14 protein-coding genes and 1 riboswitch are annotated in these 11,997 nt (G+C 51.6%); of the genes, 5 read left to right on the top strand and 9 right to left on the bottom strand.

All coding sequences use genetic code 11. The features are described 5' to 3' along the window. Positions 1-96 precede the first annotated feature (96 nt). Together OEZ10_01090 and OEZ10_01085 are read right to left on the bottom strand one after the other, a co-directional pair. On the bottom strand, positions 97-1,170 hold the full coding sequence (locus OEZ10_01090) for a beta-propeller fold lactonase family protein (GenBank protein ID MDH5631568.1): 1,074 nt from the start codon (positions 1,168-1,170) through the stop codon (positions 97-99). Between the two features lie 120 nt (positions 1,171-1,290). Next, the gene (locus tag OEZ10_01085; protein ID MDH5631567.1) at positions 1,291-1,818 is read right to left on the bottom strand and encodes a hypothetical protein; all 528 of its coding nucleotides are present in this window, start codon (positions 1,816-1,818) and stop codon (positions 1,291-1,293) included. Between the two features lie 218 nt (positions 1,819-2,036). Between OEZ10_01085 and OEZ10_01080 the strand changes: the two genes are divergently transcribed. The 3 genes from OEZ10_01080 (at position 2,037) to OEZ10_01070 (ending at position 4,989) form a co-directional block, all read left to right on the top strand. Then, positions 2,037-2,609, top strand: a complete 573-nt coding sequence (locus OEZ10_01080; GenBank protein ID MDH5631566.1) for a hypothetical protein — start codon at positions 2,037-2,039, stop codon at positions 2,607-2,609. Positions 2,610-3,185: 576 nt separating this feature from the next. Next, positions 3,186-4,232, top strand: coding sequence for a hemolysin family protein (locus OEZ10_01075; protein ID MDH5631565.1), 1,047 nt, complete (start codon positions 3,186-3,188; stop codon positions 4,230-4,232). A gap of 280 nt (positions 4,233-4,512) precedes the next feature. Continuing rightward, positions 4,513-4,989, top strand: coding sequence for a hypothetical protein (locus OEZ10_01070; protein MDH5631564.1), 477 nt, complete (start codon positions 4,513-4,515; stop codon positions 4,987-4,989). 173 nt (positions 4,990-5,162) lie between these two features. Here OEZ10_01070 and OEZ10_01065 read toward each other — a convergent pair whose 3' ends face one another. From OEZ10_01065 to OEZ10_01050, 4 genes are all read right to left on the bottom strand, one after another. Beyond that, entirely contained in the window at positions 5,163-5,534 is a 372-nt protein-coding gene (locus OEZ10_01065) for a TusE/DsrC/DsvC family sulfur relay protein (GenBank protein ID MDH5631563.1), read from the bottom strand. Positions 5,535-5,627: 93 nt separating this feature from the next. After that, positions 5,628-5,960 carry a hypothetical protein gene (locus OEZ10_01060; protein MDH5631562.1) on the bottom strand — a complete coding sequence of 111 codons (333 nt, stop codon included), beginning with the start codon at positions 5,958-5,960 and terminating at the stop codon, positions 5,628-5,630. A gap of 308 nt (positions 5,961-6,268) precedes the next feature. Then, a complete protein-coding gene (locus OEZ10_01055) occupies positions 6,269-6,478 on the bottom strand; it encodes a cold-shock protein (GenBank protein ID MDH5631561.1) in 210 nt (69 codons plus the stop codon). A 284-nt stretch (positions 6,479-6,762) separates the two neighbouring features. After that, on the bottom strand, positions 6,763-7,245 hold the full coding sequence (locus tag OEZ10_01050; GenBank protein ID MDH5631560.1) for a peroxiredoxin: 483 nt from the start codon (positions 7,243-7,245) through the stop codon (positions 6,763-6,765). Between the two features lie 284 nt (positions 7,246-7,529). On the opposite strand from OEZ10_01050, the gene OEZ10_01045 reads away from it, so the two are divergent. Continuing rightward, a complete protein-coding gene (locus OEZ10_01045; GenBank protein MDH5631559.1) occupies positions 7,530-7,829 on the top strand; it encodes an integrase core domain-containing protein in 300 nt (99 codons plus the stop codon). Positions 7,830-7,874: 45 nt separating this feature from the next. On the opposite strand, the gene OEZ10_01040 is transcribed toward OEZ10_01045, so the two are convergent. The 3 genes from OEZ10_01040 to thiC form a co-directional block, all read right to left on the bottom strand. Then, positions 7,875-8,159, bottom strand: coding sequence for a type II toxin-antitoxin system RelE/ParE family toxin (locus OEZ10_01040; protein MDH5631558.1), 285 nt, complete (start codon positions 8,157-8,159; stop codon positions 7,875-7,877). Positions 8,160-8,183: 24 nt separating this feature from the next. Then, on the bottom strand, positions 8,184-8,432 hold the full coding sequence (locus OEZ10_01035; GenBank protein ID MDH5631557.1) for an addiction module protein: 249 nt from the start codon (positions 8,430-8,432) through the stop codon (positions 8,184-8,186). Between the two features lie 220 nt (positions 8,433-8,652). Beyond that, positions 8,653-10,533, bottom strand: coding sequence for a phosphomethylpyrimidine synthase ThiC (gene thiC, locus OEZ10_01030; protein ID MDH5631556.1), 1,881 nt, complete (start codon positions 10,531-10,533; stop codon positions 8,653-8,655). A gap of 44 nt (positions 10,534-10,577) precedes the next feature. Next, positions 10,578-10,677: riboswitch (TPP riboswitch) on the bottom strand. A gap of 193 nt (positions 10,678-10,870) precedes the next feature. On the opposite strand from thiC, the gene OEZ10_01025 reads away from it, so the two are divergent. Further along, on the top strand, positions 10,871-11,995 hold the full coding sequence (locus OEZ10_01025; GenBank protein ID MDH5631555.1) for an FIST C-terminal domain-containing protein: 1,125 nt from the start codon (positions 10,871-10,873) through the stop codon (positions 11,993-11,995). Positions 11,996-11,997: the final 2 nt, after the last annotated feature.

Here is an 11,997-nt window from a genome sequence, read left to right as displayed (position 1 = left end):
TTCGGCAGTTCACCATTTCTTTCCTAACAAGACAAACGGGTCTGAACACCGGGGGTTACAGCTGGCTCAGCGCAGCACTAACCGGGCAAGACGACCTCAGCCATTCTGATCGATAACCCGCGGGGAATAGCCCAGCCCATCCGGCTCCTTGCCAACAGCAATATGCCGGATCACCTTCAGTTTCTTCATATCGATAACCGAGACCAGGTCCGCGTTGGCGTTGGCGACAAAAGCCCGGCCTCCATCGGGGTGAACCAGCACACCAATCGGCACCGGGCTCTTGCCAAAGCGGTTACCAAACAACCTGCCTTCGGTGGTCGAGGCTTCCAGCCCCAGGTCGATACGCGCCAGTTCCGTGTGCGTCCTGGCATTAAATACCGCCACATCACCCGAACGCGCATTGCTGGCAAGCGCGTAGTGGCCATTTGCGGATATCGCCAGGCGTATTGGAAAGGTCGGACTGGCTATGGTGTGCTTGATATCCAGCGTACCGGTGTCAATAACAGAGATGGAATCCTCGCCACGATTGCTTACCCACAACTCGCGGCCATCGGGCGTGACCGCGATACCTTCCGCGCCCTTGCCAGTGGCAAGCACCTTGACCCGCTTTCCCGACGATAAAGCAAACACGGTCACGGAACCGGAGCCAATGCTGCTGACATAAGCATGGCTACCGTCCGGCGAAACCGCGACCATATGGGATATCTCCTGGCCAGTATCCATCGCCGCGAGGATACGGCCTTCCGGAATACTGACCCGCAACAGCGCCTTCCGGGACTCGGCGGTCACCACGACACTGCGCCCGTCCGCAAGCCACTGAATGCCATGGGGTCGCGAGTAATCCGTCAACTCAATGGTCTTGATTACCGTCTTTTGGGGAATGTTGATTAGCGTAAGACTGCTACCGGGATTGTCGCGGTCACCATAACAGGTAATGACGGCAAGCTTTCCGTCCGGCGACACGGCAACTTCGTGCGGGTAGTTGCCTGTCGGCAGCACGGCCCTCTTCTTTCCGGTCCCAAGATCGATCAGTTCGGCAGTATGGCCCGATTTGTTCAACACCACCAAGGTCCCGCTACCCAGTTCGCCGGCATGGGCCTGGCCGAAACTTCCGGGCAGGTAACCTGCAACAATCGTCAGGGTCAGTAAAATAGAAAAAAGCCTGGCCATTTCAGTCTGTATCTCCCACGAAATTTTGTTTAACGCCCATTGTCATGAAACCCGTTAAAAAAGCAACAGGTTCGAATACAAGAGGAAGCTCTTCACCAAGCCCATGTTGCTGCAGGTCGTTCAATCGACGAAATACTCTTCTTTCAGTTGCACTTCAACGCCGCCTTTGAGCGCGATTCCGATACCGGACACTTTTATCATAACCAGCGTGAATGTCTTGCGATTTTCGTCGGTCGTATAGTAGACCGGAAACACAATCCTGTTTCCCACCATGTGCCGATACGGGCGATCCGCACTGTCCCGTTCCCATTTCGACAGGTTGGCAGGGCACTTTTGATTTATCTTGCATTCATCCTGTATTTTCCCGGCGAGCAACAATGCCTGCTCCCTGGCCTCATTCATGGCACCGGTCAGAATCGGAAGAAGAACTGCGGTAATCAAAATCGTCAATGCCGGGCGTAGCATGTATGGCTTTTTTTCTTTCAGCCTGAACAGCATGATAATGAGACTCAAAATACTGATGGCTGAAGCCAGCAGGGCAATGCCCATCAAAAATGAAAACGTAGGCCCATAGGAGTTCACGATCAACAAAAGCAGCAAGGGCGGCAGGATCTGGAATGCGAAATATTTTAGCCGGTTTATGTTCATTGTATAACGGGTCCAAACAGGCTTGTTGTCGGACCAGGCTCCTTGGACAACTATAGCATCCATAAATGAGGATAAGCATCCATTAAAGGGTGCTGCACCCTTCAATTCGTGGATAGTCATGGTTTTACGCATACCAGGATTGATTCAACAGTTCGTTATTGGATTTTTCTTAAACGCCGTATATGATCGCGCAAACAAAAACAGTCATGGGTACAATCATGAAACACGAAGTCAGAATGATTATTATTGCAGCCTTGATTCTCATCGTGTCCGCCGGGTGTGCGGGCCACAGGACGTTCGATATAGTTCCCCGGGAGTACCCGATCAAACCCGGTCATGTTCATCCAGTTGATACCGGGGCCAGCAGCACAGTCAAGCTGGTAAACGGTTACACGGCCGGCACAAAAACACTGGTTTATGATCAAAAGCCCCGTTTCAATACCGACTGGCAATACTACGGTGATTTTCGCAAGTGGACCGAAATCGCGCAGTCTGTTCTTTCCAGCGAACTAAGTCGAATGGGTTTTCGCGTTTCGACAAACAGCAACAAAAAAGTCCTTACGCTTAAGGTCATAAGAGCGGAGATGATTATTCCCAAATTCGGCACGAGCCAGGTTGTCGATATCTCGGTCCAGACTGGTGATGGCAAGACACGCATATTTTCCGGCAAGTCCAACTCAGGCTATGCGATATCACCAAAGGCTGTTGAAGCAACGGCGGAAAGTGCGATCACCAAAGCATTGATTCATGCATTACAGGACTCCGGTATACGCGACTATCTTTCGCAATAACCGCCGCACAAAATCCTGGCGCGAGAATCCAGTAACGGGTGCTGACTACTATGGCGAATCCACTTGACTCGAAGATAGTCATAAATTTGAGCCGGGCCGCAGGCGATCCTGGGTTTCCTGCCGGACTATTCTGAAAAAACAAACCCAGGTTATGCCTTGCCTCCACGCGCCAAGTCATTCACCAGAGGCTGCAGTTACGCAACAAGACAAGCATCAAACCATTGTATTTACTTAACATTAGGTAGAATCACGAAACGGGCGCGGCCCAGGACGTCCTTGATTGAACCTCGCAAAGGCCACGAATGCGATCTGTTCCCGGTTTCCCGAGAACCAAATCAGCCGACGGACGATTTCCGCTGTGCACTTGCCTTGTCGGGTCGTGGTCATGCCCGGGGTGAATTCTGTCTCGACCATGAACATCCACAGAATTGGCTGTCTTCAGGCTGACCCGTTTTCACATACAAGGCATGGCAATTTCCGGGCCTGTTATGACTCCAGTGCGGTGCGGTATCAGTACCCTTTTTTCCTCATCCTTGCTAAATTCAAATCTCGTTTTGATCCAGGCTGATTTTTATCGTGACACTCCTATTGATTTACCTCGCTATCGCCATCGGGGTTTCGTTTCTCTGCTCAATTCTTGAAGCAGTGCTATTGTCGATCACGCCCGGCTACGTGGAAAAAATGCTTACAAACGGTCAGCGGGCCGGCAAGCTGCTCACATCCGCAAAAGATCATCTGGATAAATCGCTATCTGCAATTTTAATCCTGAATACCTTTGCCCATACGATGGGCGCCGTTGGCGTCGGCTCGCAGGCAGTGGTGATATACGGTGAGAAGTGGGAAACCTTGATTGCCATACTTCTTACCTTGGCCATTTTGTATTTTTCCGAGATTATTCCCAAAACGCTGGGTGCCGTGTACTGGCAAAGACTGGCTGTTCCGGTGGCATATATAATAAGTTGGCTGGTGAAGCTTGTGTATCCCCTGGTCTGGCTCTCCACCCGCCTGACCAGGCTGTTCAGAAAACACAAGGATAACGAAATCACACGGGAGGAAATCATTGCGCTCGCGTCACTAGGCCATAAGGTGGGCAGTCTCTATGAGCAGGAGAACACTTACTTGTCAAACGTCCTGCGGTTGCGGGAAATTCGAACAGAGCAGATTCTGACGCCGCGCACCGTGGTTCACATGTTTGACCAGTCCACAAGCGTGACTGCCGCCCTGAACGATCCAAGGACATCCGAATTTACCCGTATACCCGTGTATCAGGATACTCCCGACAACATCGTCGGCAAGGTTATCAAGCATGATCTGTTCAAGGCCGAGCGCAACGGCGAAGGGTCAGCGCAAATCAGTGCATATACAATCCCGATATACCGGGTATCGGAAAAACTTCCCGTGCAGCAGTTACTAGACTTGTTCATCAAGCACCGCGGTCACTTGTTCCTGGTCGAGGATGAGTTCGGCCAGACCGCTGGCATCGTTACACTGGAAGACGCCATCGAAACCCTGCTCGGCCGGGAAATTCTTGATGAAAGTGATACGATCGAAGACATGCAACAGCTGGCCAAAAAGAAATACCGAGAACGTCTTCGCAGCGATGACAAAACTCTGTCTGATTGAACCACAAGCCTTTTTCTGGCGCGAGACGCTGGAATGAGCCTCCTTCATTTAGGAGGAGGCTTTTAGTGCATCGCACCTTCGGAAAAGGGTGCTGACCCATTTTATTTAACAAAACGCAATCCTTATCTATAATTTCAAGACCTGTTACTTCAGGACTATAATTATTATATAACTATAATGATGGACTACGAAATTATTTAAAATACATTACCTGACCACTTTAGCTATAGTTATAACCCTGGCTGTTTCTGGCTGCATAGGCCCTGCAAAAGTCAAACACATGCGCCTGGTTCCGGACAGTCCGGCATTATCCAAACCATCGCCGGGCAAGGCAAAGATTATATTCGTGCGCCCTCACGGTACAACAATCCAGGGCAGCATTTTTAAGATCGAAGACAATCAGCCGTCAATTATTGCGATCCTGGCCGGACAGAAAAAGTTTGACTACGAGGTAGACCCAGGTAAACACTTGTTTATGATTGTTGGTGAGGCTGCAGATTTCATGTCTGCCAACGTTGTTGCGAACAAAACTTATTATGTTTATGTTTATATGCGGGCCGGCGTTTTGCGCCAACGCTTATCCATGGAAGCGATTCCGCCAGCCAAGCTCGACTCTTTTATTACCAGGAGCTACCTTCGTGCCTCACAATGGGTTGATACCACCCCCGCCACGGATCGGTGGGCACAAGGCCACATGCCAAGCATTATGAACAAGTATATGAATTACTATGCCAAATGGACCAACAAAGATATGTAAGACCAACAGGCGTTAAAACCAGGGGACGGCGTGACAATCCAGTAAGATAGTAAAAAGAGAAAAGGGCTCGAAGTGATTTTACATTAATCAATTCGAGCCCTTATAATTTTCTATGCTGGCAAAGGGGATCAAGCAAAACCGTGTCCGAAATGGTGAAGAAGATCACTATTCGTTCAGTAGCAAGATCCATGTGATACATCCGCGGCATCAGGTGGCACTGAAACGTTTGCAAAACGACTGCCTTGTGTAACTGGACCGCCCGGAAACAATTTACGCAGGTATTTGTTTCCGCCCTGGGTGGCGAATTCCCGAATGAGCGATTTAGCAAGGTAGCGGGCATGCCGTGGCAAACCGTCATACCGATATCGTTTGCGCAGACAGCTCAATACTTTCCAGTGTTCATCACTTAGCGTGATGTCTTCGCTATCTGCCATTAACTGAGATTTCGCGCGGTTCCACTTTTGCTTTTTCAGTTCGACTTGTCGATTATCGGATAACTTGCTGGTTGACTCGATTGAATATGCATTGATTAAATATTGTTTCATTGTGTATTCCTGTTAATACGTGCAGCCGATCCGGGTTGACGCAGATGGTCAACTGTCTCAATCGCCATCTCTGTTACTGTATGCATGCCGCGTTTATCCGCCACGATCATCATCATGGCTGGCCGGGAACGGCAATCTGGGATTGGGGTGGTTAAACGGCATATCCATGTAAGCCTTTCGCGTGTTGTCTGATGTGAAATAGAGCGTCAGGTTACCGTCGACAATCTGCGGTTGATCACTGGCCACGTTAATGGCATCGCCAGTCATGGGGTCATAAAGTGGCTTGCGAAATGTCGGTTCATGTATGCGCCGACTTTGGCCCTGGTCGCGCGGCATGCATTCCTGGGATGCCGCTTTTAAGAAGTTGTACTCGGTATAAATCGGAGTCGGAATGGATGGTGCCGGGATATTGTTTCGAATAAGCATGGGATTCTCCTGCCAAATCGCCTGCCGTATGCTGTGCGACACAAAGTGTGCCGCATTTAACGGAACTCCATCCTTTAGAAAGTCGTGTTTAATGAAAATGAAGAGGATGTGGCGATGAACTGATTGATACCCTACTCCCTTTATCAGGTAATAGCCAATCAGTTATATTGATAGGCGGTTTTTATAACGGCGTTCTGTATTGATTGCCCGGGAATATCTTTTAAGACAAAAGGGCAAGCCGGTAATGGCTTGCCCTGTTTAATTACGAATCGTGTTAGTCGCTACAATAGCATAGCGCTAAACAATAATCAGATGGAGACAATATTCTCGGCCTGGGGACCCTTGGCACCGTTAGTGACGGTGAACTGAACTTGCTGGCCCTCCGCCAGGGTTTTGAACCCGGTACTGGCGATCGCACTAAAGTGTGCAAACACATCGGGACCCGCTTGTTGCTCGATAAATCCGAAGCCTTTGGCGTCATTGAACCACTTAACGGTGCCGTTTACTGTATTAGACATAATAATATCCTGTAATAAATAATATAAGGTTGCCTACAAGAGGCGTATGTAGCAAAGATTTTGGACTGATACTTAGAAACCGCAGGACGATGACTTACGAGTAAAGCAACGAAGTGTAGAGTATAAACAAGAGGCTTTCTTTGCAGCTGTTGCCACTATATAGGGTTCTGGTGGCAAGTCAATCTATTATCTTCATTATCGCAAACTATTTACGGAGTAAAACCGGGTCGGAGTGAACCGACCCCACTTTAACGGAGGCTTTGGCATCGCTTCTAACTTTTTATTTAATCCGCCTCTGCGGCCTGAAGTGCCTGCACGACCTTCAGCACGTCTTCTGCGTGACCATCGGGCGTTACGCCGTAATGGGCTTGTACCAACAGGCCGTGTTTATCAATAATAAAGGTTGATCGCACTATACCCATGGTCTTGACGCCGTTTTTTTCCTTCTCCTGCCATACTCCATAAGCCTCGCATAACTCGCCCGTGGTGTCGGCCAGAAGCTCCACCTTGAGACCGTATTTATCAATAAATGCCTGGTGACTGATGCAGTTATCCTTACTCACCCCCAGCACCACGGCATCCGCATTGGCAAACAGGATCGCCCGCTCGGTGAACTGGTTAGCCTCGATCGTGCAACCTGGAGTGTCATCCTTGGGATAAAAATACAACACCACGGTATTGTTGCCCTTGTAATCTGCAAGATTGACAGTCTTGTTGGCCTGGTTAGGCACGGAAAATCCCGGCGCAACCTGATTTTTCTCCAGCATGGGGGTGATCCTCTATTCTGTAGTCATGCCCAGACTATTTCATATCAACGACCGGTAATAAAACTGCAATTATTGTTGTTGTAGGAGCCGCGTCCCGACGGGATTCCGTGGAGAAGCAGAAAACTTCGGCCAGACTGAACCTCCCTCATAAACCAATGGAGTCACGGAATCAAATGAGTCTCAGTAATCGGGCAGTGATCGGAGACAGGGATCAAGCAAAACCGTGGCCTATCCCCTATTATTTAGAAAACCGTGGTCCGTCCCCGATTGTTTGAGGTGTGTTGGTGCACTCCGACCAGGGCAGCCAGTACACGGCACAGGCCTACCGAGAGAAACTGAAACACCACAAGATGCAGTGCTCCATGAGCCGTAAAGGCAATTGCCACGACAATGCGGTAGCAGAGAGCTTCTTCCATACACTAAAGGAAGAACTGGTGAGAGATGAACGTTTTACCTCATTACGGGAAGCCAAACAGAAGTTATTTAGTTACATACAACTGTATTACAACCGACAACGCCTGCATTCCGCCCTGGGCTACCAGGCCCCGCTGGAGTATGAAAGAATGCAGGCTGTTGCCCAATAACCGTGTCCGAAATGGTGAGGAAGATCAGAGCCAAAAACTCCTGCTCTAGCCGTTCCAATACCCCGGCTCTCTTCGATTACCCGCAATCGCAATCACATCGATGCAATCCGGGGCGATGCGACAAAACAATGAAAAAGGAAATCGCCGGGTGAGGCAGCGGCGAACATCGCCCATATAAACGGTGCCGACGCGGGGGTTGCGGGTAACAAGGCTGACCGTGCGTTCTACCTCGGTCAGGAACTCGCCTCCCAGCCCCGGTAACTGGCTCTCATAATAGTTCATAACTCTATTCAACTCCCGCTCTGCGGCGGAAGTCAGTCGATATTTCATACTCGTCCTTGAGCAGAGTTGTAATTATTGCTGTTTAAGCTGCTCCCGGGCACGGCGCATAACTTCTTCGCCGGGGATGAATCTGGTTTTACCGGTTTCCAGGTCTTCCAGTCGCTGTGCAATTTCGGCTTTCCAGGCGCGATCCCATTCTTCGGGGCTGACGTGTTGCTCTTCCTGGTCAAGGCTGACGATCAGGTCACGCGCGACGCGCGCCCGATCTTCTCGAGGCAGCTCGAATAGCTCTTTTTCGATTTCTTCGATGGGTCGAGCCATGTTTAACTCCTTGTTATAGAGTCTAGCTCATCCATCAGGCCTTTTGATAGATTTCCTTGCCTTTTTCTTTAAATTCTTCAGTCTTTTCGGCACCCTAAAACCGCTTTCAGCGGTTTATTGGGCACTTCCTACGCTAGCACTTTAGAATCTCTACGAGACTCATTAAGTACTTCCTGAACCAGCTGTGCTGGTTCGGGTCGCGCTCCGGTCGCATCCCTTCTTACGCCTTTTTATATATCTCGCCCCCGGATTCAGCAAATTCCTTGGATTTTTCTTCCAATCCCTTTTTCGCAAATTCTCGGACTTCCTGCGTTATCCGCATCGAGCAAAACTTCGGCCCGCACATGGAACAGAAATGCGCCACTTTGTGGGCGTCCTTGGGCAGGGTTTCGTCGTGGAAGGAGCGGGCTTTTTCCGGGTCGAGGCTGAGATTGAACTGGTCTTGCCAGCGGAATTCAAAGCGGGCTTTTGACAGTGCGTTGTCACGCACCTGGACGCCTGGGAATCCCTTGGCGAGGTCGGCGGCATGGGCGGCGACCTTGTAGGCGATGATGCCTTCGCGTACGTCTTCTTTATTCGGTAGTCCCAGGTGTTCCTTGGGCGTGACGTAACACAGCATGGCGGTGCCGTACCAGCCGATGTTGGCGGCGCCGATGGCCGAGGATAAATGGTCATAGCCCGGGGAGATGTCGGTGATCAGCGGGCCGAGTGTATAAAACGGCGCTTCGTAACAGTCTTCCAGTTCCTTATCGACGTTTTCCTTGATCATGTGCAGCGGCACGTGGCCGGGGCCTTCGATCATGGTTTGCACGTCATGCTGCCAGGCGACCTTGGTGAGTTCGCCCAGGGTTTCCAGCTCGCCGAACTGGGCGGCGTCGTTGGCATCCATGAGGCTGCCGGGGCGCAGGCCATCGCCTAACGAGAATGATACGTCGTAGGCTTTCATGATTTCGCAGATATCGTCGAAATGGGTGTAGAGGAAGTTCTCCTGGTGGTGCGCCAGGCACCACTTGGCCATGATCGAACCGCCGCGGGAGACAATGCCGGTGACACGCTCGGCGGTGAGCGGCACGTAGCGCAGCAGTACACCGGCGTGAATGGTGAAGTAATCCACGCCCTGCTCGGCCTGCTCGATGAGCGTATCGCGGAACAGTTCCCAGGTGAGTTCTTCCGGCGCGCCGTCGACTTTTTCCAGCGCCTGGTAAATGGGCACGGTGCCGATGGGCATGGGACTGTTGCGCAGTATCCATTCGCGGGTTTCGTGTATGTTCTTGCCGGTGGACAAATCCATCAGCGTGTCGCCACCCCAGCGTGCGCTCCAGACCATTTTCTCCACTTCTTCTTCGATGGAGGAGGTGACGGCGCTGTTACCGATGTTGGTGTTGATCTTCACCCGGAAGTTGCGGCCGATAATCATGGGCTCCAGTTCCGGGTGGTTGATGTTGGCCGGGATAATGGCGCGGCCCGAGGCCACTTCATCCCTGACGAATTCGGGCGTGATCAGGTCCGGGATGTTGGCGCCCATCGGGTTGCCGGGATGTTGCCTTAACAACTTTTCGTAACGCGGGTCATTACGCAGTTCCTGGACGCGATTGTTCTCACGAATGGCGATGTATTCCATCTCCGGCGTGATGATGCCTTTTTTCGCGTAGTGCATCTGGGTCACATTACCGGTGGCATTCCCGCCGGTCTTGGCCTTGCGTGGCGTGCGAATGTGCTCGAAGCGCAGGTGCGCCAGTTCCGGATCACTTTGACGCTTGCGACCAAACTCGGATGACGGCCCATCTAATAATACGGTATCGCCGCGCGCGTCGATCCAGGCTTCACGCAGGGCGGGCAGGCCCTGCAACAGGTCGATGCGGGCCTCCGGGTCGGTGTAGGGGCCGGATGTGTCGTACACGGTAATGGGTGGGTTGTTTTCAGGCTCACCACTGGTGTGGGTATCGGCCTGCTGAATTTCACGCATGGGCACGCGGATGTCAGGTCTTGACCCCTCGATATAGATCTTCTTTGAACCGGAAAATGGCTGGGTCACTTCTTCGGACAGCCTGGCGGTCTTGGTCAGGAAATTCTGTTTGTATAAAGGTGGGATGGCGCTCATGGCAGTTCTCGGATTAGGCAATTGGGGCGGGGAATGCAGGCCATATCGAGTGCCAGCTACTTCCCTACGCCGTGATTCGGATCAGGTTCTAAGGGTTTCTCTCAGCCCGTCGATAACTCATTGCGGGCACCCCTAGCAGCTCAGCGACCCAAGGTAGCCGATCGCCCGCCGGGGCGCAAGCGCGGACTGTATGCGAATTTGTCTTGTGTGATATGAGTTACACAAACGTCATGAAATTGACAATTTTTTCCAAATTTCCGGTTTAACTCTGGTGGTTTGGAAGGCTACAATGAAAATACGCGATGAAAATTTATAACCAAAAACTGGACTCACTCTGATGAATGATGCGGCATATTTTGACGCCCTGGACGCACAGGGTATACGGGATGCCATTTCGGCGCGCAAAGCCAAGTCATCCAGTGGCGGTTTTCTGGCGATGGTGGCAGAAAAAGACCGGGACAGCATCCCCACCTTGCAGGCCACCTTTAATGATATGGGCTACGGCCTGGTTGGCGCCATGTTCCCGGAACTGATTACGCCCGAAGGCTTTCATGATCACGGCGTCATCCTGATGCCCTTCTATGAATGCGCACATCACTGGGTATTGCCCGACCTGCCACTGAATCCTGATGAACTGGACAAGCGCCTGACTGAACTCGTAAGTGTCATCAAGCAATCGGACGAAGCTGACCCGTCATTGTTCCTGATTTTTGATGGCATGTTGCCCAACATCGCCACCGTGCTGGACAAGCTGTACCTCAATGTTGCCAACCAGGTGCATTACTTCGGCGTCAATGCCGGCAGCGAAACCTTTCAGCCCATGCCCTGCCTGTTCGATAACGACCAGTATATTGGTAACGGCCTGATGGCTTGCCTGTTACCCGGTCATCCGGGCGCCATGCTGTCACATGACTATCATGTTCCCGATATGCAGATGACCGCCACCGCGGCCGAAGGCAACCGCATCACCAGCATCAACTGGCGACCTGCGTTCGAGGTATACCAGGAGCTGGTCAAGGAAGAGTACGGCGTCGATATTACGCCGGAGAATTTTTACCAGTACGGTGTGCACTTCCCGTTTGGCATCAGCCGGCTGGACGGCGACCCGCTGGTACGTATACCGGTAGCGTTGCAGGATGACGGCTCATTGTTCTGCGTTGGCGAAGTTCCACCGAATACGCTACTGACCATTCTCAACGCGGTAGAGCTGGGTTCTCAGGAAACCTCCGACAAGGTAGGTGACTATGCGCAAAAACTGAAACCGGAAACACTGCTCAACTTTTATTGCGCCGGCCGCCGTATGCACCTGGGTGACGGCGCCAAGGACGAACTGCACTCGCTGATCGAAAAATCCAGGCCCGCTGCCGTATACGGCGCGCTGTCGCTGGGTGAGATCGGAAGTTCCGCATCAGGCAACTACCCGCTGTTTCATAACGCAGCGCTGGTGGCCGCCCCCTGGTAGGG

The sequence above is a fragment of the Gammaproteobacteria bacterium genome (assembly GCA_029880545.1).
Lineage (GTDB): Bacteria > Pseudomonadota > Gammaproteobacteria > Acidiferrobacterales > SZUA-150 > JAOUOD01.
Note: the sequence above shows the minus strand (reverse complement) of the source record. Positions and strands in the feature narration are given on the sequence as shown.